This is a genomic window from Streptomyces sp. NRRL F-5135 (genome assembly GCF_000719775.1).
In the GTDB taxonomy this organism is placed as follows: domain Bacteria; phylum Actinomycetota; class Actinomycetes; order Streptomycetales; family Streptomycetaceae; genus Streptomyces; species Streptomyces hebeiensis.
The window spans coordinates 106,149-125,387 of record NZ_JOHR01000014.1; the positions used below are offsets into that span (position 1 = coordinate 106,149).

The following is a 19,239-nucleotide window of genomic DNA, read 5'->3' on the forward strand; positions in this document are numbered from 1 at the left end:
TCCCTGCCGGCCCGGCCGCCCAAGTATGGTTCATCGCGGTTCAGCGTCCGGTCATCGGGTACCTGGGCACCGGTCTTCGGTTACCAGGGGCATCGAAACGAGTCCGGGCGCGGGCCCGTCCGCGCGGGCCGGTCCGGACCGGTCCCGCCCGCCCGTCCGAGGCCCCGCACCGCTCCCGAGGAGTTCTAGCGAGGGCGGCACCGCCCGTCAAGGGATGTGTCCGAACCTCCTCAAGGGCGGACGAGCAGCTGGAATTCGAAGGTGTAGCGCGAGGCGCGGTACGTGTGCGAGCCGAACTCCACGGCCCGGCCGGTGTCGTCGAACGTCGTCCGCTCCATCGTCAGCAGCGGTGCCCCGGCCGGCTCGGCCAGCCGCTCGGCCTCCGCGGCGGTCGCCGCCCGGGCGCCGACCCGCTGCCGGGCGCTGTGCAGGGTGATGCCCGCGGACCGCATGACCCGGTACAGGCCGGTCGCCTCCAGCCGTTCGGTGTCGCACGCGAACAGGCCCGCGGGCAGGTGGTTGCGCAGATACGCCATCGGCTCGTCGTGCGCGTACCGCAGCCGCTCCACGAACGCCACCTCCGTGCCCTCGCTCACCCCGAGCGCCGCCGCGACCTCGGCGGGCGCGGGCACCAGCGTGTTGCGCAGCACCCGGGTGGTGGGCCGCTGACCGGCGGCCTCCAGGTCGTCGAAGAGGCTGCTCAGCTCGAGCGGCCTGCGCACCTGGCTGTGCAGGACCTGGGTGCCGACCCCGCGACGCCTCACCAGCAGCCCCTTGTCGACGAGGGACTGGATGGCCTGCCGGACGGTGGGGCGGGACAGCCCGAGCCGGCCCGCCAGGTCGATCTCGTTGCCGAGCAGGCTGCCCGGGGCCAGCCGGCCCTGTTCGATGGCCGCCTCCAGCTGCTGCGCGAGCTGGAAGTAGAGCGGGACGGGGCTGGTGCGGTCCACGGTGAGCGGGAGGGACGCGTGCGGGTCCGGGGCGGGGCCGTCCTGTCCGGTGTGCGTTGATCTCGGCTGATGGGACACGGGGCGAGCGTAGTCGCCCGGCATGTTGACCGGAAGTCGAGAAGTCCGGTTGTCAGGACAAACGCTTGACACCGTGACCTTGCCCGGCCACCTTATGGCCATGCGCATCGGACTCATCGGCACGGGCCGTATCGGCACTTTCCACGCTGACGTGCTCAGCCGGCACCGCGAGGTCGGTTCCCTGGTGGTCGCGGACACCGACTCCGCACAGGCGGCGCGGGTCGCCGAGCGGACCCGTTCGACGGCCGCCCCCTCGGTGGACGAGGTCTTCTCCTGGGGCGTGGACGCCGTCGTGATCGCCTCGGCCACCGCCTCCCACGCCGACCTGATCGCCCGCGCGGCGCGGGCGGGGCTGCCCGCCTTCTGCGAGAAGCCGATCGCTCTCGACCTCACGGGCACGCTGGGCGCGCTGCGCGCGGTGGAGTCGGCGGGCACGCTGCTGCAGCTGGGGTTCATGCGCCGCTTCGACGAGGGGTACGGCGCGGCGCGCGAACTCGTCAGGTCGGGCCGGCTCGGGCGGCTGCACACGGTCCGGGCGATCACCTCGGACCCGGCGCCGCCGCCCGCGGCCTACCTGCCGCTGTCCGGCGGTCTCTACCGCGACTGTCTGGTCCATGACTTCGACATCCTGCGCTGGGTCACCGGGCGCGAGGTGGTGGAGGTGTACGCGACGGGCTCGGACGCGGGGCCGGAGATGTTCCGGGAGGCGGGCGACGTGGACACGGCGGCCGCCGTGCTCACCCTGGACGACGGCACGCTCGCGACGGCCACGGCGACCCGCTGCAACGGCGCGGGGTACGACGTGCGGATGGAACTGGCCGGTGAGCTGGACCAGTTCGCGGTCGGCCTGGACGACCGTACGCCCATCACCTCCACCGAGCCGAAGGGCCCGCCGCCCTGCGACAACCCGTGGCCCGGCTTCCTGGAGCGGTTCGCCCCGGCGTACGAGGCGGAGCTGAACGCGTTCCTCCAGGTCGTCGGCGGAGAGCTGGCCAATCCGTGCGACGGCCGGGAGGCGCTGCACGCGCTGCGGATCGCGGAGGCGTGCGAACTCTCCCGGCGCGAGCGCCGCCCCGTGGCGCTGACGGAGATCCCGGGCGCCGACGACTGAGGCAGGGGCGACCACGGGGCGACCACGGCGCGGGGCGCGCCCCTACCACCGCACCGGCAGCTCGCGCACTCCTCTGAGCAGCAGGCCCGGCAGCCATTCGTACGGTCCCGCCGTCGTGTCGAGCGCCAGGTCCGGGCAGCGTTCCAGCAGCGTGCGCAGGGCGATCCGGGCCTCCAGCCGGGCCAGCGGCGCGCCCAGACAGAAGTGGATGCCGTGGCCGAAGGCGACATGGCCGCGGCTCCGGCCCGGCTGCTCCGACCGCCTGATGTCGAAGGTGTCCGGGGCCGGGAAGACGGTCCGATCGCGGTTCGCCGCCGCCAGTGAGACCAGGACCTTGTCGCCTTCCGGGACGACCGTGTCCCCGATCGTCACCGGTTCCAGCGTGAACCGCAGCGTGCTCGTCTCGACCGGACCCTCGTAGCGCAGGGCCTCCTCGATCGTCGCGTCGAGCAGTCCGAAGTCGGCCCGCAGCGCGGAAAGCTGGGCGGGATGGGTGAGCAGTGACCGGGTGGCGTTGGAGATCAGGTTGACGGTCGTCTCGTGACCGGCGATCAGCAGCAGGTACGCCGAGGCGCGTAGTTCCTCCGCCGAGAGCCGGTCGCCGTTCTCCGCACGCGTCCGCAGCAGGGTGGAGAGCAGATCGTCGGCGGGTTCCGAGCGGCGCTTGTCCTCGATGAGGTCGTCGAGGTACGCGCGGAGCAGCAGGGAGCCCTCCCGCGCGTCGTCCGGTCCGGTCGGTGTGAGGATCTTGTTCGACCAGGCTCGGAAGCTCTCCCGGTCGCCGGGCGGGATTCCGAGCAGCTCACAGATGACGATGATGGGCAGCGGGAAGGCGAACGCGTCGACCAGGTCGCCGCTGCCCGCCGGGACCGCCGCGTCCAGCAGTTCGTCGGCGATCCGCTGGATGCGCGGGCGCAGCGCCTCGACGCGGCGTGTGGTGAACTCGGGGGCGACCAGCTTGCGCAGCCGGGTGTGGTCCGGCGGGTCGAGGACCAGCACATGGGGGCCCATGATCGACTCCGCAGCCTCATGGCCGCCCACCGTGGCCATCGACTTGGACAGCCGGGGATCGGCGAGGGCCGCGCGGGCCTCCTCGTACCCGACCACGAGCCAGAACCGCCCGCCGTCCGCGCCGCGCACCTCGTGGACGGGGCCCGCGTCGCGCAGCTTCGCGTAGAACGGATGGGGGTCGGCGGTGAAGTCCGCGCCCAACGCCGCGAGTTCGATGATGGCCATGGGCCCAGCCTACGGGCCGGGGCGGGGCGGGGCGCCCCCCTCCTCCGCGGCCGGCTCCGCGTCGTGCGCCAACAGCGCTATCTGGACACGGTTGTTGAGACCGAGCTTGGCCAGCACCCGGGAGACGTGAGCCTTGACGGTGGGCACGCTCATATAGAGCTCGGCGGCGATCTGCGCGTTGGAGCGGCCCTGTCCGACAGCGAGCGCGACCTCCCGCTCGCGTTCGGCGAGCATGGCCAGCCGGGCCAGCGCGGAGTTCCTGCGGTCGTCGGCGGGCGCCCCCGCCACCTGGGCGATCAGCCGGCGGGTGACGGCGGGCGAGAGCACCGGGTCACCGGCCGCCACCCGCCGTACGGCGGTGACGATCTCGGCGGGCGGCGTGTCCTTGAGCACGAAGCCCGCCGCGCCGGCGCGCAACGCCCGCAGCACCTGCTCGTCGGCGTGGAAGGTGGTCAGGACGAGGACGTGCGGGGCGTCCGGGCGCCGGCGCAGCGCGTCCGTGGCGGTCAGCCCGTCCATGCCCGGCATCCGGATGTCCATCAGCACCACGTCGGGCGCGGCGCGCTCGGCGAGGGCCAGGGCCTCGGCGCCGTCGGCCGCCTCCCCCACGAGTTCGATGTCGTCGGCGCCGCCGAGCATCAGGGTCAGTCCCGCGCGCACGAGTGGGTCGTCGTCGACGACGATCAGCCGGATGGTCATGGCGTCCACGGTAGCCAGGCACGGACCGTGAACCCGCCGTCGTCCGTGGGACCGTGCTCGAACCGCCCGCCGGCCAGCGCCGCGCGCTCGGTCAGGCCGATCAGCCCCTGGCCGGACCCGGGCACTTTCGGAGCCTCGCCGAGGGGCGCCTCGTTGCGCACCGCGACCGTGAGCCCGTCGCCGGGGCCACCGCCCAGCTCGACGGTGGCCTCGGTGCCGGGCGCGTGTTTACGGGCGTTGGTCAGGGCCTCCTGCGCGATGCGGTACGCCGTACGGCCCAGGGCGGCGGGGACGGCGGCCTGGTCCCCGATCCGCCGGTCGAGCGTGACCTTCATCCCGGCCGCGCGGGACTCGGCGACCAGGTCGTCCAGGGTGGCGAGCGTGGGCTGGGGGCGCTCGCCCTCGTCGGCGGCGCCGGGTGCCCGCAGGACGCCGATGATCGTACGGAGGTCCTGGAGCGCCTCGTGGGCGCTGTCCCGGATCACCCCGGCCGCCCGCGCGACCTCGGGCGCGGGGGCGTCGGGCCGGAATTCGAGGGCGCCCGCGTGAACGCTGAGCAGTGTCAGCCGGTGGGCGAGCACATCGTGCATCTCCCGGGCGATGGCCTCTCGCGCGAGCCGCTGCGCCTGCTGCGCGCGCAGTTCCGCCTCGGCCTCCGCGCGGCGGGCCCGCTCGCGCAGCGCGACGACGAGCTGGCGCCGGGCCCGCACCAGCAGGCCCCAGCCGATCGCGAGCAGGAGCATGACGACGGTGGCGGCCAGCGCGGCGTACAGGGACACGGACGGGTCGGGCCGCAGGACGGTCTGGGCGCTGCCCGCCACGAGCGACAGCCCGCCGACGACCAGCACGGGTCGCAGCGGCCGGTGCACGGCCACCCCGAACAGGCTCGCGAGCGCGGCGGCGGAGGCGGCGGGGGCGACGGCGGACACCACGGCCAGCACGACGGCGACCTCCGTCGGCCGGCGCCGCCGCGCCCACAGCGCGCAGCAGGCGAGACCGCCCACGAGCAGGTCGACGACGACGACGGTCTCGCTGTTGCCCGCCTGTTCGGTCGACTCGACGGCGAGCAGGCCGATGGCGGCGGCCACGAGGAACATCAGGGTGTCCACGCACCAGTCCCGCACGGTACGGCGCGTCCGGGCCGGGCCCCGGTCGCCGGGCAGCTCGGGGCCGTCCGCGCCGATCAGCTCGGCGGGGAGCAGCCAGGGGTACTCCGTACGTGTCATGGCGCCCAATCTACGCAGCTCGGGCGCGGTGCCGGGCGCGCGGCGGCGAGGCGGCCACCAAAGTCGCGCAGGTACCGACTTCGGTCACCGGGCCCCTGGGCGGCCGGTCCGGCCGGACCGGCCGGATTCAGCCGCCCAGCCGGCGGTGGCGGGCCGTCAGGCGGGCCGCGCCGGCGTCCGTGAGGGAGCCGAACAGGCGGAGCCGGGAGATTCCGCCGTCCGGGAGGATGTCCAGGCGCACCTCCGTGGCGACCACCGGGGCCGGCAGCACGAAGCGGTGGTTCGTATCCGGCTGCAGCCGGGTCCTGGGCAGGACCTCCGTCCAGTCGTCCGCCGCCGGGCCGTCGTCCCGCGCGGACAGGGACGCCCAGCCCGCCGCGTTCCCCTTCAGATACGCGGTGTCGATCTCCACCGCACGGATCTCCCCCTGCTCGGCCAGCCGGTACCGGATCCAGTCGTGCCCCCGGTCCCGGCGGCGCCGGGTCTCCCAGCCGTCGTCCATCCTCCGGGAGCGCCCCGGCAGGATGGTGTGGACGGCGGGTGAGTAGAAGCGGTCGGAGACGTCCTCGACCCGGCCGCCGTTCTCCAGCGCCACGAGATCGAACGTACCGAGGGCCGCGAGCCAGCCCGGGTCCGGTGCCACCTCGCCGTACACCCGCAGCCGGGCGATCCCGCCGTCGGGGTGCTGGCGGACCCGCAGGTGGGTGAGGCGACGCTCCGCGTCGACGGCGAAGCCGTTGGCCGCGTGACCGCCGATGTCCGTGCGCGGGACGAGCGGCGTCCAGGTCACCTCGTCCGCCAGCAGGTCGTCCGGCGACGGCGCCCCCGGCAGCGAGGTGCCGTCGACCGAGACGGCCTTCGGGTGGTTGCCCCGGAAATGGGCCGTGTCCACGACGATCCCGCGGACGACCCCGGGCGCGCCGAGCCGTACCAGCGCCCAGTCGTGGTCGTCCTCGGCGGGGTGGGGCCGCCCGGCGTCCGTGCCGCGCCTGCGCCGGGTCTCCCAGCCGTCCATGATCTTGCCCTTGTGGCCGAAGCGCTCCGGATCGAACGCGGCGGGGCCCGGCTTCAGCATGTTCTCGCGCTCGGCGAAGAACTCGTCGTTCGCGGCGATCACGGAAGCGCCCAGGCGCCGGTCCGCGAGATCCACGAGGTGGGTGAAGGGGAGGTCCGCCGTCCGGTAGTCGGCGTACGGGTCGCCGCCGCGGTACGGGGCCGCGGCGCCGGTGAACGACGTCGGGACGGCGGGAGCGGGGGGCACGGCGGTGGCCGGGGCCGTGGCCGCAGTGGTCGGGGGGACGGGAGCCGGCGCGGTCATGAGGTCCTTTCGAGCAGTCGGCCGGAGGGCGGCTCGGCGAAGAGACGGCGACCGGGGACACCGGCGCCGAACACATCGGAACCGAAGATCCGGCTGCCGCGCAGCCAGGTCGAGCGGACGACGCCGTACAGGGTCTTCCCCGCGTACGCCGTCACCCGGTTGCGGTGGTGCAGCTCCGCCGGGTCGACGGTGAACGTGGCCTCGGGGGCGAGGACCGCGAAGTCGGCGTCACGGCCCGCCTCGATCGCCCCCTTGGAGGCGAGTCCCGCGAGTTCCGCCGGCCCGGTCGACATCCAGCGGACGACATCGTCCAGAGGCAGCCCGCGCCGGCGCGCTTCGGTCCAGACCGCCGGCAGCCCGAGCTGGAGCGAGGAGATGCCGCCCCACGCGGTGGCGAAGTCGGGCGTCTTGAGATCGGCGGTGCAGGGCGAGTGGTCGGAGACGACGCAGTCGATGGTGCCGTTCACGAGCCCCTGCCAGAGCGCGTCCTGGTTCGCGGCCTCCCGGATCGGCGGACAGCACTTGAACTCGGTGGCCCCGTCCGGAACCTCCTCGGCGGTGAGCGTGAGGAAGTGCGGACAGGACTCGACGGTGATCCGTACGCCCTCGCTCCTGGCGGCGGCGATCAGGGGCAGCGCGTCCGACGACGACAGGTGCAGGACGTGCACCCGGGCGTCGAGCCGTCTCGCGACGGTGATCAGGGTCTCGATCGCCGCGTTCTCGGCACCGCGCGGCCGGGACGCCAGGAAGTCCGCGTAGGCGGGGCCCGGGCGCGCGGGCGCCGCGGCCAGTGCGCCCGGGTCCTCCGCGTGCACGATCAGCAGCCCGTCGAAACCGGCGATCTCCGTGAGCGCGCGGTCGAGCTCCGCCGGGCCGAGCTCGGGAAACTCGGCCACACCGGACGGGGACAGGAAGCACTTGAAGCCGAAGACCCCGGCGTCGTGCAGCGGCCGGAGATCCGCCAGGTTGTCCGGTACGGCACCGCCCCAGAAGCCCACGTCCACCTGGGCCGCCCGCCGGGCGACCGCCTGTTTGGCGCGCAGATGAGCGGTCGTGGTGGTGGGCGGCAGCGAATTGAGCGGCATGTCGACCAACGTGGTGATCCCGCCCGCCGCCGCGGCCCGGGTGGCGGTACGGAAACCCTCCCACTCGGAACGGCCCGGGTCGTTCACATGGACGTGGGTGTCGACGAGGCCGGGGAGCACGACGTCGTCCCCCACGTCCTCCAGCCGGGCGCCGGGCGGGACTTCGGCGCCGTACGGCAGGAGCGCGGCGATGCGGCCGTCGGCGACGGCGATCGAGAGGGGGCGTGTGCCCGCAGGGGTGACGACGCGGGTCGACCGCAGGACCAGGTTCACAGCGCACACACCCCTTTTTTTGAGGGCTCGGTTCGCCTCCGGGGGCGCGGGCCCGGGAGGCGGCTGGAAAACCCCCGACAGGGGCCGGGGCGTTCGGTGACCGCCGCGCGCGGCCTCTTTTTGAGGGCTCGGTTCGCCTCCGGGGCGCTCTATGCCACTGTCGACGGTCGACCGTGCTCGGCTCCTCGTTCCTCGGAGCCTCCGCGCGCTCTCCCTTTCGACAGCGGCGTGCCCCTTCGGCTCACTCGCCGGCGGACGTGCCCGGCCGGAAAGTGGCGGGCGCCCCGGCCTTCGGCTCACCCGCCGGCGAACGGGCCTGACCGGGGCGTTGCGGGTACACCGGCCAAGTCGGCCTCGGTGGGCGTGGGCGCCCCGGACGTCACCGGCGCCGTTGAAGGAGTCTTCCCCGGCGCCCGGACCGGGTCAAGGTCGCCCCGCCGCTCCCCGGCCGGCCGGACACGGACAAACGGGCCTGACCGGCGGAGATCGCCTACCGCTGCCCCGGTGTCCGGCCGTACGGACCGCTAGGCTGCCGGACGGGCGTGCCGCGAGAGCCACGCCCGTCCGGCCCCGTGCGCACCGCCCGGTCCCGTCCGCTCCGCCTGCCCGAAAGGACCCATGCCGTGCCGTCGTCCCGCGCCAGCACCACCGACGCCACCAAGTCCGCCTCGGCCGGCGGTGGCAGTGGTGGTGTCCAGTCCCTGGAGCGCGCCTTCGACCTGCTCGAACGAATGGCGGACGCCGGGGGCGAGGTCGGGCTGAGCGAGTTGTCGGTGAGCAGCGGGCTGCCGCTGCCGACCATCCACCGGCTGATGCGCACGCTCGTGTCCTGCGGTTACGTACGCCAGCAGGCCAACCGGCGGTACGCGCTCGGGCCGCGCCTGATCCGTCTGGGGGAGTCGGCGTCCCGGCTGCTCGGCACCTGGGCGCGGCCGTATCTGGCGCGGCTGGTCGAGGAGACCGGCGAGACGGCGAACATGGCGCTGCTGGACGGCGACGAGGTCGTCTATGTGGCCCAGGTTCCCTCGAAGCACTCGATGCGGATGTTCACGGAGGTCGGCCGCCGGGTGCTGCCGCACTCCACGGGGGTGGGCAAGGCCCTGCTGGCGCGTACCCCGCCGGAGGAGGTCCGCGCCCTGCTGGCCCGTACGGGGATGCCGGCCGCCACCGAGAAGACGATCACCACGCCCGACGCCTTCCTCTCCGCTCTGGAACAGGTGCGCGCCGCGGGGTACGCGATGGACGACAACGAGCAGGAGATCGGGGTCCGCTGCCTGGCGGTGCCGGTGCCCGACTCCCCCACGGCCGCCGCCATCTCCATCTCGGGCCCGTCGGGCCGGGTGACGGAGGAGGCCACGGAGCGGATCGTCCCCGTACTCCAGGAGGTCGCGCGGCAGCTGTCGCAGGCGCTGGCGAACACGGCAGCGCAGGCGTGACGTCCGGCCGTACGGCGGTCAGCGGTGGTACGGCAGTCACCCGACCCGTCGCTCCCGGCACGCCCGCTCCCCGGCGGGCCACCGCTCCCGGCCGGCTCAGCGCGGCCCGCCGGGCAGCTCTCCGAAGAGGTCGACCGCGCTCCGTACCCCCATCAGCGCCGCTCCGAGCGCGCTGACGGACCCGATCGACCCCACGATCAACAGCAGTGAACGCCTCATCCGGGAGACCTCGGGGACACCGCTCGCGGCCATCGCGGCCAGGGCGGCCAGCTCGTCCTCCGCGATGGCCCGGTCCGGGAATTCGGCCGGGTGTCCCGCCAGCTCGCGCCGGAGCCGGGAGACGGCCGCGTGCAGTCGCGCCACCCTCGGGTCCGTGCCGTTCTCCGTCGCCGACGTCTGCTCCACGCTCCGCAACAATGCCTTTCCCCCTGCTTCCGCCCGCCGCATCGTCGTGCGGGCATGTCCACGCTCGCCCCGCGAGCTCGTATGCCGGTTCCCTGACGGTGGTCAAGCGCCAAGGTCCGCGGGCAAGTTAACGGCATTACGGTGGGTAAATCCACCTGGCACCCTGCGCAGTCGTGTCCATTGCCACCGGCACATGCCCGTGGCCACGCGCGCGGGCGGGTGACCGGCGGTACGCCCGCCCGTCCCCGGGACGCGGCGGCGAGGGAGTATGCAGGACGCATGACAGCCACACCCAACGCATCGGTCACATCCGAAACACCCAACGCGTCCGGCAGCCCCGGGCCCGCCGCCGTCGCCGGACTGCTGCTCGCCGCCGGCGGCGGGCGGCGGCTCGGCGGGCGACCCAAGGCGCTGCTGGAGCACCGGGGCCGGCCGCTCGTGGAGCACGCCGCCCACGCCTTGCGCGCCGGGGGCTGCGGCCCCGTGCACGTGGTGCTGGGAGCGGCGGCCGCCGAGGTGCGGGACCGGGCCGGCCTGTCCGGCTGCGTACTGGTCGACAACCCCCGCTGGGCCGAGGGCATGGGCTCCTCGCTGCGCGCCGGGCTCGCCTCGCTCACCGCCGCCGGTACGACGGCCGAGGCGGTGGTCGTCCTGCTGGTGGACCAGCCGGGCATCGACGCGCGGGCGGTGGCCAGGGTCGTGGCCGCGTACCGGACCCCGGACTCGATCGTGTCGGCCGCGTACGAGGGGAGGCGCGGCCACCCTGTGCTGTTCGGCGCCCGCCATTGGGCGGGCGTGGCGGCGGGTGCGCGGGGCGATCGCGGGGCACGCGACTATCTGCGGGCCCGGGGGGACTCGATCCGCACGGTCGAGTGCGGGGACGTCGCGCAGGCGTACGACATCGACACGGCGGACGATCTCAGGCACTTGGAACAGGGACCGCCGCCGCGCCCGTCCGGGGCGCCCGGAGCGCCACGGCAGCCTTGAGCTTCCACAATGAGGAAACTACTATCCACCAAACAGAAGCGCGCGCGAAGGAGTGACCGCTCATGTCCGCACCGGCGCCGATCCCGCTGGCCATCGCCGAAGCCGAGCCCCTCCCCCGGCAGGACGAGGTGCTCTCCGAAGCGGCCCTCGTCTTCGTGGCGGAGCTGCACCGCCGGTTCACCCCCCGCCGGGACGAGCTCCTCGCCCGCCGAGCGGAGCGGCGCGCCGAGATCGCCCGTACGGCGACCCTGGACTTCCTGCCGGAGACAGCGGCCGTACGGGAGGACGACAGCTGGCGGGTCGCCCCGGCGCCGGCCGCGCTGGAGGACCGACGGGTGGAGATCACCGGCCCCACGGACCGCAGGATGACCGTCAACGCGCTCAACTCGGGGGCCCGGATCTGGCTCGCGGACTTCGAGGACGCCTCGGCCCCGACCTGGGAGAACGTGGTCCTCGGCCAGCTCAGCCTGATCGACGCCTACGCCCGTCGGATCGACTTCACCGACCCTCGCTCGGGCAAGAGTTACGCGCTCAAGGACGCGGACGAGCTGGCGACCGTCGTGATGCGCCCGCGCGGCTGGCACCTGCCGGAGCGTCACCTGCGGTGGAACGGCGAGCAGGTGCCCGGCGCGCTGGTGGACTTCGGGCTGTACTTCTTCCACAACGCCAAGCGGCTGATCGAGCTGGGCAAGGGACCCTACTTCTACCTCCCGAAGCTGGAGTCCCACCTGGAGGCGCGCCTGTGGAACGACGTCTTCGTCTTCGCCCAGGACTACCTCGGGATTCCCCGGGGGACGGTCCGGGCGACCGTGCTGATCGAGACGATCACCGCGGCGTACGAGATGGACGAGATCCTCTACGAGCTGCGCGACCACGCCTCCGGACTCAACGCGGGCCGCTGGGACTACCTCTTCTCGATCGTCAAGAATTTCCGTGACGCGGGCGCCGCGTTCGTGCTGCCGGACCGCAACGCGGTGACGATGACGGCCCCCTTCATGCGCGCGTACACCGAACTCCTCGTCCGTACCTGCCACCGGCGCGGCGCGCACGCGATCGGCGGGATGGCGGCCTTCATCCCCTCCCGGCACGACGCCGAGGTCAACAGGGTCGCCTTCGAGAAGGTCAAGGCCGACAAGGACCGCGAGGCGCGGGACGGCTTCGACGGCTCGTGGGTCGCGCACCCCGACCTGGTGCCCATCGCGCGGGCCTCCTTCGACGCGGTCCTCGGCGACCGGCCGCACCAGAAGGACCGGCTGCGCGAGGACGTGTCCGTGACGGCGGGCGAACTGACCGCCGTCGACTCCCTGGACGCGAGGCCCACGTACGAGGGCCTGCGCAACGCCGTGGCGGTGGGCATCCGCTACATCGAGTCCTGGCTGCGCGGCACGGGGGCGGTCGCGATCTTCCATCTGATGGAGGACGCGGCGACGGCGGAGATCTCGCGCTCGCAGATCTGGCAGTGGATCGACGCGGGCGTCGAGTTCGACCACGACGGCCGCACGGTCAGGGCCACGCCGGAGCTGGCCCGGACGCTCGCCGCCGAGGAACTCGCCGCGATCCGCGCCGAGGCGGGCGAGAAGGTCTTCGCCGCCGGTCGCTGGCAGGAGGCCCACGACCTGTTGCTGACGGTGGCGCTGGACGCCGACTACGCGGACTTCCTCACACTCCCGGCGTACGAGCGGCTGCGCGGCTGACCCGCACTTCCCAGGTCCTGTCCGCCGCCCGCCCGTTCCGCCTTTCCGGAACCGGCGGGCGGCGGCCGTCCGGCCCACGCGCACCGGGCGGGGCGGGGAACGGGCCTCGGGGGCGGGCGGAATTCGTCGTACGGGGGTGACAACCCTTTCTCCCCGAGTGGCGACTAGGGGGCACAGGGGCTCACCTTCCCCCCCTCGCCCCTCTGGAGGATTCCGTGCGGTTCAACGGCAGTTGGTACGTCGGACGGCCGGGCCACCCGCCGCCACAGCGCCGGTCCGGCCGGAGCCGGACGGTTCTCGGCGTCGTCGTTCCGGCCTGTGCGGTCGTCGCCGGGCTGATGGCCCCGGTGCCGAGCGCGGCGCAGAGCGGGCGGTCCGCGCCGGCTGCCGCGACGGGCACGGCCGACGCCTCCGCCGCGACCGGCACGGCCGCCGCGGCCCGGATGGAGCGGCTCGACCGGGGGCTGGTGAGCGTGCACACCGGCAATGACAACCTGGTCAGCTGGCGCTGGCTGGCCACCGACGACGACAACGTCTCGTTCAATCTCTATCGCGGCTCGATCAAGGTCAATTCCGAGCCGATCACCACCACAAACTATCTGCACAAGGACGCGCCCAACTCGGCGGACTACACCGTGCGCGCCGTCGTGGGCGGAACGGAGCAGGCCGCCTCGCCCAGTGCGATCCAGTTCCGGCCGGGCTACCTCGACGTGCCGGTCTCGCCCCCGGCCGGCGGCTCCGGCTACACGTACGAGGCCAATGACGCCTCCGTCGGCGACCTCGACGGCGACGGCGACCTCGACATCGTCCTCAAGTGGCAGCCCACCGACGCCAAGGACAACTCCCAGTCCGGCACCACCGGCAACACCGTTGTCGACGGCTACACCCTCCAGGGGCAGCGGCTGTGGCGCATCGACCTCGGCCGCAACATCCGCTCCGGGGCGCACTACACCCAGTTCCAGGTCTTCGATTACGACGGCGACGGAACCGCCGAGGTCGCCATGAAGACCGCCGACGGCACGGTCGACGGGGTTGGCAAGGTGATCGGCAGCGCCTCGGCCGACCACCGCAACTCCGCCGGCTACGTGCTCGCGGGCCCCGAGTTCCTGACCGTGTTCAACGGGCGGACGGGCGCGGCGCGCAGCACGGTCGACTACGTCCCGCCGCGCGGCACGGTCTCGTCCTGGGGCGACTCGTACGGCAACCGCGTGGACCGGTTCCTGGCCGGGACCGCCTATCTGGACGGCACCAGGCCCTCCCTGATCATGGCCCGTGGCTACTACACCCGTACGGTCGTCTCCGCCTGGGACTTCACCGGCGGACAGCTCACCCGCAAGTGGACCTTCGACACCAACAGCTCCACCAACAGCGGCAAGGGCTACGACGGCCAGGGCAACCACGCCCTGACGATCGGCGATGTGGACGGCGACGGACGGGACGAGATCGTCTACGGCTCGATGGCCGTGGACGACAACGGGTACGGCCTGTGGACCACGAAGAACGGCCATGGCGACGCGGCCCATCTGGGCGACCTCGACCCGTCGCGGCCGGGTCTCGAATACTTCAAGGTGGACGAGGATTCGTCCAAGCCGTCCTCGTACTTCGCCGACGCCAGAACGGGACAGGTGCTGTGGCAGACGCCGGCGAGCGGCGACAACGGCCGGGGCGTCGCGGGCGACATCTGGGCGGGGAGCCCCGGCGCGGAGATGTGGTCGGCCGCGGACGGATCCATCCGTGACAGCACCGGCGCGACGAAGGGCCGCAAGCCCTCCTCGGCCAACTTCCTGTCCTGGTGGGACGGGGACCCGGTGCGCGAACTGCTCGACGGAACGCGCGTCGACAAGTACGGCACGTCCTCCGACACCCGGCTGCTGACCGCCTCCGGCGTGCACTCCAACAACGGTACGAAGGCGACCCCTTCGCTCTCCGGCGACATCCTCGGCGACTGGCGCGAGGAGGTCATCTGGCCCACGTCCGACAACACGGCGCTGCGGATCTACTCCACACCGCACCTGACCGACCGGAAGATCACCACGCTGCTGCACGACCGGCAGTACCGGACGGCGCTGGCCTGGCAGAACACGGCGTACAACCAGCCGCCGCACCCCAGCTTCTTCATCGGCGACAAGATGCCCACGCCTCCCCGGCCGGACATCACCACCCCGTGAGGCCCGCCTCACACGGCACCACCCGCACTGTCCCCTCACGCCCCACACCCCCACGAAGGAGTCGCACTCCATGACCGACCTGCACCGCACCCACGCGAGCGGGAAACGGCGGATGATCGTCGGCGGCCTCGGTGCCGTCGCCCTCACCGTCTCCGCCCTGGCCTCCGGCCTGACCCTGCCCACCGCCACGGCCGCCACCTGGCCGTCCGCCAACGGCAGCGAGGCCGTCGGCGCGACCAAGCCCGTCAGCGGATCCGTCGACGGCGGCATGAAGCGCTACTACGGCACCGGCGACCTGGGCAGCGGCGGCCAGAACGAGGACCAGGACCCGCTCTTCAAGCTGGCCGACGGCGCGACCCTGAAGAACGTCATCCTCGGCGCGCCCGCCGCCGACGGCATCCACTGCTCGGGCAGTTGCACGCTGCAGAACGTGTGGTGGGAGGACGTCGGCGAGGACGCGGCCACCTTCCGCGGCACCGGCAAGACGTTCAACGTGATCGGCGGCGGCGCGCGCAAGGCCGCGGACAAGATCTTCCAGTTCAACGGCGGCGGCACGCTCAACATCTCCAACTTCGCCGGCCAGGACTTCAAGACCTTCGTCCGCTCCTGCGGCAACTGCTCCAGCCAGTACAAGCGGACGATCAACGTCACGAACACCGAGATCACCGCGCCGGGCAGTGTCATCGGCGGTATCAACACCAACTACGGTGACTCGCTGACCCTGCGCGGCATCACGATCGTCGGCGACAGCGGCAAGAAGATCGTGCCGTGCCAGAAGTACATCGGGAACAACACGGGAGCCGAGCCGAGCAAGAACGGCTCGGGCCCGGACGGCACGTACTGCAAGTACAGCGCCTCCGACCTCACCTACCGGTGAGGCGACGCCCCTGGTGCCCCCTCCGCGGCGGGCACCGGGGGCCTTCCGCCGCCCTGACGCGGGGTGCCGTGGGCCCACGGGTCCGGGCCGGTCCCGGGCCGGTGTCGTGGGCCCGGGGGCCGGGTCGGTCCCGGCACCGGGTCAGTTCTGTTCGGCGATGCGGGCCAGCCGCCGGGCCTCGTCGCGCGTGGCACGGGCGACCGCGTCCTCGTCGACGGTGGTCAGCCGGCCGTCCTCGACCACCGGCCGGCCGCCGACGAGGGAGAGCGTGACGGGCGCGGGGGCGCCGAAGACCAGCGCCACCACCGGGTCGGCGATGGAGGCGTGCGCCAGTGTGTCCATCTTCCACAGCACCAGGTCGGCCAGCTTGCCCTCCTCGACCGAGCCGATCTGCTCGGCCCGGCCCAGCACCCGGGCGCCGCCGTACGTACCGAGGCGCAGCGCCTGCCGGGCGTTCAGGGCCTTCTCGCCGTGCGGGCCGAGGCGGCCCACGAGCAGCGCGTTCCGCAGTTCGGTGTGGAGTTCGCCCGACTCGTTGGAGGCCGTACCGTCGACGCCCAGCCCGACCGGCACGCCGGCGGCCAGCAGGTCCGGCACCCGGGCGATCCCGGCTGCCAGCCGCGCGTTGGAGGACGGGCAGTGGGCCACTCCCGTGCCCGTACGGGCGAAGGCGGCGATGTCCTCGTCGTTCATGTGGACGCAGTGGGCCATCCAGACGTCCGGGCCGAGCCAGTCCACCGACTGGAGGTAGTCGGTCGGGCCCATGCCGAACCGCTCCTCGCAGAACCGCACCTCCTCCGCCGTCTCGCTGCCGTGCGTGTGCAGCCGTACGCCCCTGCGCCGCGCCAGTTCCGCCCCCTGCTTCAGCAGTTCGGTGGAGACGGAGAACGGCGAGCAGGGCGCGACGGCGACCTGTGTCATCGCGTCGAACGCGGGGTCGTGGTACCGGTCGATGGCCTCCTCGGTGCCGGCGAGCGCGGTGTCCAGCGGCTCGACCGCGAAGTCCGGGGGCAGGCCGCCTTCCGAGGTCCCCAGGTCCATGGAGCCCCGGGCGAGGGTGAACCGTACGCCGGTCTCGGCCGCCGCCCCGACGATCGCGCCGGTCAGATCGCCGGCGCCGCGCGGGTAGACGTAGTGGTGGTCCACGGCGGTGGTGACACCGCCGCGGGCCATCATCGCGAGGGAGCCCCGGGCCGCCGCGCGGACCATGGGCTCGTCGAGCCGCGCCCAGACCGGGTAGAGGGCGACCAGCCAGTCGAAGAGGTTGTGGTCGGTGGCCAGCCCACGGGTGATCCACTGGTAGAAGTGGTGGTGCGTGTTGACCAGGCCCGGCGTGACGAGGTGCCCGGTGCCGTCGATCCGGCGGACCGCGCCGTCCCGGCCGCCGGATCCGTTCCGTTCGCCCGACCCGGCCCGTTCGACCGGTCCCGTTGCCGTTCGAGGCGCGGCCGGCGCGGGGCCCGCGCCCACCGACACGATCCGGTCGTCCTCGACGACGACATGTCCGGACGCGTACACGGTGTCGTGCGCGTCCACGGTCGCGATGGCGCAGTTCTCGATGACGATGCGCGAGGCCGCCATGGGTGAGGGTCTCCCTTCCTCGTTCCTGTCTCCGGCTCTTCCCGCTCCCGGTTCCCGCCCACGGCCCGCCGTCGCGCGCTACACCGCGGTCAGGTCCGGCGGAATCCGCTGTTCGGCCCCGTCACGCAGGACCGTGGCCTCGATCAGGCCGTAGGGGCGGTCGGCGGCGACGTAGACCTCGTTGTCGTTCTCGAGGCCGAACGGACCGAGGTCGACCAGGAAGTGGTGTTTGTTCGGCAGCGCGAACCGTATCTCGTCGATCTCGGCGCGGTGGTCGATGACCCGCGCGCCCATCCGGTACAGGGTCTGCTGAAGCGAGAGCGAGTACGTCTCGGCGAAGGCCCGGAGCAGATGGCTCTTGGTCTGCTCGTACGACTCGTTCCAGTCCGGCATCGCCTCGCGCTCCCCCGCGGGGCTCCCCACGCCGCCGCCGGCGCCGTCGGCGGCCGCACGGCCGCCGACGGTCCTGCCGACCGATTCCGGCGGCACGCCGCCTCCCGTCCACCGGTGGCGCCAGCGGGCGGACACGTCCGTCGCGAGGATCCGGTCGCGCGTCTCCGCGAGCGTGGTGTACGCGTCCCTGGCGAACCCGCGGAACTCGGAGCCCGTCGAGTTCAGGACCGTCAGGTCCGTCAGCCCGGAGATGACCTCCCAGGCTCCGCCCGCCCCGTCGAAGGTGATCTGGGCGACGCGGGTCTCCTGCCCCCGGCGGACGAAGGAGTGCTCGCCCTCACCGGCCGCGGCGATGCGCTCCCAGGCGTACTCCTCGATCCGGACACGCGCCCGGTGGATCGCGTCCCGGCCCGTCACGAAGTGCCGCGCCAGCCGGATCCCGAACTCCTCGGCGGAGGCGGTGCCGTGCTCCTTGGCGAAGACGTACACCGTGTTCTTCATGGTGTCCGTCGGCAGGACATGGGCGTTGGAGCCGGAGTAGTGGACATCGGCCATGTCCCCGGACAGGGAGACGGAGACGTTCAGGTCCTTGATGTGGTGGGTGCCGCCGTCGCGGGTGATCCTGACGACGCGGTTCTCCGCCTTGCCGTACTGGTTGAAGCCGAGCGTCGTGGGCATGACCCTAGCTCCCTCGGTATACGGAGTAGCCGAACGGGTTGAGCAGCAGCGGCACGTGATAGTGCTCGCCCGGGGCGACGGCGAAGGTGACCGCCACCTCCGGGAAGAACGGCGCGCCGCCGTCCCCGGGGGGTGCGCCGTCCCGCCGCGCGGCGGCTCGTCCGCCGGCGAAGTACGCCTCGGTCCCGAAGCCGAGCCGTACCTGGGTGGTGCCCGGCGGCGGTGTCGGCAGGTCCGTGCAGCGTCCGTCGGTGTCGGTCGTCGCGCCGCCGAGTTCGGTCCAGGGGGCGGTGGATCCGGCACGGGCGGCCAGGCGCACGGCGACACCGGCGGCGGGGCGTCCGGCGCTGGTGTCCAGGATGTGTGTGGACACCGAGGATGTGGCGGGGGTGTCGCGGTCGGTGCTCAGGGTGCCGGCTCCTTTCCGTCGCGTACGGACATCCACCTCTTACGCCCCGGTCATCGCTCCGTCACGGCGCCTGGCCGGGTGCGGCCGCCCGGGTCCGTGCCCGGGTACCCGTACCCGTCACGAGCCGGCTCAGTCTGATGCGGTTGATCCTGCCGAGTTCGGCGCGCGCGGTCGCGCGCTCCCGTTCGGGCGTGTGGCGCAGCCGCTCCTCGAGCGCGTCGCGCATCCGCTCCCCGGTCATCCCGGTGGCGCAGATGAGGAACACGTGCCCGAACTTCTCCTCGTACGCCAGGTTCAGTTCGGCGAGCTCCGCCGTGAGCCGCTCGGAGGCGCCGGCCAGACCGCGCTGTTCCCGGGCGGAGACCGGATCGCCGGGCGTGGGCCTGCCGATGGGCGGATGTCCGGCCAGGGCCTCGGCCAGGCCGGTGTCGGTCAGGCCGGCCGTCGCGCGGTCGCCGGCGGCGAGGAGATCGTCCACGGTGGCATAGGGGCGCCCCGCGAGGACCGCCCCGCCCCACGCCCGCCCTGCGCACACCTCGTGCAGGGCCGCCAGGGCGACGCTGTCGGCGAAGGCGTTGAAGCGGGCCAGTCCCGGTTCCGGTATCGACGTCACGGGTCCTCCGTGGCTGTGCGGT

Annotated in this window: 17 protein-coding genes; 6 read left to right on the forward strand and 11 right to left on the reverse strand. The window is 73.2% G+C overall.

From position 1 onward, the window contains the following. Positions 1-230 precede the first annotated feature (230 nt). Positions 231-1,052, reverse strand: a complete 822-nt coding sequence (locus IG02_RS0124485; RefSeq protein ID WP_078854779.1) for a GntR family transcriptional regulator — start codon at positions 1,050-1,052, stop codon at positions 231-233. Positions 1,053-1,128: 76 nt separating this feature from the next. On the opposite strand from IG02_RS0124485, the gene IG02_RS0124490 reads away from it, so the two are divergent. After that, a complete protein-coding gene (locus tag IG02_RS0124490) occupies positions 1,129-2,139 on the forward strand; it encodes a Gfo/Idh/MocA family oxidoreductase (protein WP_030752073.1) in 1,011 nt (336 codons plus the stop codon). 42 nt (positions 2,140-2,181) lie between these two features. Here IG02_RS0124490 and IG02_RS0124495 read toward each other — a convergent pair whose 3' ends face one another. From IG02_RS0124495 to allB, 5 genes are all read right to left on the reverse strand, one after another. Then, on the reverse strand, positions 2,182-3,375 hold the full coding sequence (locus IG02_RS0124495) for a cytochrome P450 family protein (RefSeq protein WP_030752076.1): 1,194 nt from the start codon (positions 3,373-3,375) through the stop codon (positions 2,182-2,184). Between the two features lie 9 nt (positions 3,376-3,384). After that, the gene (locus IG02_RS0124500; protein WP_030752079.1) at positions 3,385-4,074 is read right to left on the reverse strand and encodes a response regulator; all 690 of its coding nucleotides are present in this window, start codon (positions 4,072-4,074) and stop codon (positions 3,385-3,387) included. Further along, a complete protein-coding gene (locus IG02_RS0124505; protein WP_030752082.1) occupies positions 4,071-5,300 on the reverse strand; it encodes a sensor histidine kinase in 1,230 nt (409 codons plus the stop codon). The genes IG02_RS0124500 and IG02_RS0124505 overlap by 4 nt, the downstream gene beginning before the upstream one ends. Positions 5,301-5,427: 127 nt before the next feature. Next, positions 5,428-6,618, reverse strand: coding sequence for an allantoicase (gene alc, locus IG02_RS0124510; protein ID WP_078854780.1), 1,191 nt, complete (start codon positions 6,616-6,618; stop codon positions 5,428-5,430). Further along, positions 6,615-7,985, reverse strand: a complete 1,371-nt coding sequence (allB, locus tag IG02_RS0124515; RefSeq protein WP_030752097.1) for an allantoinase AllB — start codon at positions 7,983-7,985, stop codon at positions 6,615-6,617. The genes alc and allB overlap by 4 nt, the downstream gene beginning before the upstream one ends. Before the next feature lie 614 nt (positions 7,986-8,599). Between allB and IG02_RS0124520 the strand changes: the two genes are divergently transcribed. Next, the gene (locus IG02_RS0124520) at positions 8,600-9,412 is read left to right on the forward strand and encodes an IclR family transcriptional regulator (protein WP_030752100.1); all 813 of its coding nucleotides are present in this window, start codon (positions 8,600-8,602) and stop codon (positions 9,410-9,412) included. A gap of 96 nt (positions 9,413-9,508) precedes the next feature. Here IG02_RS0124520 and IG02_RS0124525 read toward each other — a convergent pair whose 3' ends face one another. Then, the gene (locus tag IG02_RS0124525) at positions 9,509-9,829 is read right to left on the reverse strand and encodes a DUF5955 family protein (protein WP_030752103.1); all 321 of its coding nucleotides are present in this window, start codon (positions 9,827-9,829) and stop codon (positions 9,509-9,511) included. Positions 9,830-10,096: 267 nt separating this feature from the next. Between IG02_RS0124525 and IG02_RS0124530 the strand changes: the two genes are divergently transcribed. The 4 genes from IG02_RS0124530 to IG02_RS0124545 all read left to right on the forward strand — a co-directional run bounded on the left by IG02_RS0124530 (position 10,097) and on the right by IG02_RS0124545 (position 15,543). Then, positions 10,097-10,804: a nucleotidyltransferase family protein gene (locus tag IG02_RS0124530; protein WP_078854781.1), complete on the forward strand. Its 708-nt coding sequence runs from the start codon at positions 10,097-10,099 to the stop codon at positions 10,802-10,804. A 62-nt stretch (positions 10,805-10,866) separates the two neighbouring features. Then, positions 10,867-12,498 (forward strand): malate synthase A, encoded by a 1,632-nt coding sequence (aceB, locus tag IG02_RS0124535; RefSeq protein ID WP_030752107.1) that lies wholly within the window; start codon positions 10,867-10,869, stop codon positions 12,496-12,498. Between the two features lie 338 nt (positions 12,499-12,836). After that, entirely contained in the window at positions 12,837-14,666 is a 1,830-nt protein-coding gene (locus tag IG02_RS0124540) for a rhamnogalacturonan lyase (RefSeq protein ID WP_030752110.1), read from the forward strand. 70 nt (positions 14,667-14,736) lie between these two features. Beyond that, positions 14,737-15,543, forward strand: a complete 807-nt coding sequence (locus IG02_RS0124545; protein ID WP_030752112.1) for a pectate lyase — start codon at positions 14,737-14,739, stop codon at positions 15,541-15,543. 141 nt (positions 15,544-15,684) lie between these two features. Here the strand turns inward: IG02_RS0124545 and IG02_RS0124550 are convergent, their stop codons facing one another. The 4 genes from IG02_RS0124550 to uraD all read right to left on the reverse strand — a co-directional run bounded on the left by IG02_RS0124550 (position 15,685) and on the right by uraD (position 19,217). Next, positions 15,685-17,124 (reverse strand): 8-oxoguanine deaminase, encoded by a 1,440-nt coding sequence (locus IG02_RS0124550; RefSeq protein ID WP_030752115.1) that lies wholly within the window; start codon positions 17,122-17,124, stop codon positions 15,685-15,687. Between the two features lie 78 nt (positions 17,125-17,202). Continuing rightward, the gene (gene pucL, locus IG02_RS0124555; protein ID WP_030752118.1) at positions 17,203-18,195 is read right to left on the reverse strand and encodes a factor-independent urate hydroxylase; all 993 of its coding nucleotides are present in this window, start codon (positions 18,193-18,195) and stop codon (positions 17,203-17,205) included. A 4-nt stretch (positions 18,196-18,199) separates the two neighbouring features. Then, entirely contained in the window at positions 18,200-18,604 is a 405-nt protein-coding gene (uraH, locus tag IG02_RS0124560) for a hydroxyisourate hydrolase (protein WP_030752121.1), read from the reverse strand. A gap of 61 nt (positions 18,605-18,665) precedes the next feature. Beyond that, complete coding sequence (gene uraD, locus IG02_RS0124565; RefSeq protein WP_051765675.1) at positions 18,666-19,217, reverse strand: 2-oxo-4-hydroxy-4-carboxy-5-ureidoimidazoline decarboxylase; 552 nt, start codon at positions 19,215-19,217, stop codon at positions 18,666-18,668. Positions 19,218-19,239 lie beyond the last annotated feature (22 nt).

What these genes read in the sequence shown, in the direction of transcription:
- IG02_RS0124485 (WP_078854779.1), bottom strand. Translation starts at nt 1,052, where the DNA reads ATGCCGGGCGACTACGCTCGCCCCGTGTCCCATCAGCCGAGATCAACG.
- IG02_RS0124490 (WP_030752073.1), top strand. Translation starts at nt 1,129, where the DNA reads ATGCGCATCGGACTCATCGGCACGGGCCGTATCGGCACTTTCCACGCT.
- IG02_RS0124495 (WP_030752076.1), bottom strand. Translation starts at nt 3,375, where the DNA reads ATGGCCATCATCGAACTCGCGGCGTTGGGCGCGGACTTCACCGCCGAC.
- IG02_RS0124500 (WP_030752079.1), bottom strand. Translation starts at nt 4,074, where the DNA reads ATGACCATCCGGCTGATCGTCGTCGACGACGACCCACTCGTGCGCGCG.
- IG02_RS0124505 (WP_030752082.1), bottom strand. Translation starts at nt 5,300, where the DNA reads ATGACACGTACGGAGTACCCCTGGCTGCTCCCCGCCGAGCTGATCGGC.
- alc (WP_078854780.1), bottom strand. Translation starts at nt 6,618, where the DNA reads ATGACCGCGCCGGCTCCCGTCCCCCCGACCACTGCGGCCACGGCCCCG.
- IG02_RS0124530 (WP_078854781.1), top strand. Translation starts at nt 10,097, where the DNA reads ATGACAGCCACACCCAACGCATCGGTCACATCCGAAACACCCAACGCG.
- aceB (WP_030752107.1), top strand. Translation starts at nt 10,867, where the DNA reads ATGTCCGCACCGGCGCCGATCCCGCTGGCCATCGCCGAAGCCGAGCCC.
- IG02_RS0124540 (WP_030752110.1), top strand. Translation starts at nt 12,837, where the DNA reads ATGGCCCCGGTGCCGAGCGCGGCGCAGAGCGGGCGGTCCGCGCCGGCT.
- IG02_RS0124545 (WP_030752112.1), top strand. Translation starts at nt 14,737, where the DNA reads ATGACCGACCTGCACCGCACCCACGCGAGCGGGAAACGGCGGATGATC.
- IG02_RS0124550 (WP_030752115.1), bottom strand. Translation starts at nt 17,124, where the DNA reads ATGGCGGCCTCGCGCATCGTCATCGAGAACTGCGCCATCGCGACCGTG.
- pucL (WP_030752118.1), bottom strand. Translation starts at nt 18,195, where the DNA reads ATGCCCACGACGCTCGGCTTCAACCAGTACGGCAAGGCGGAGAACCGC.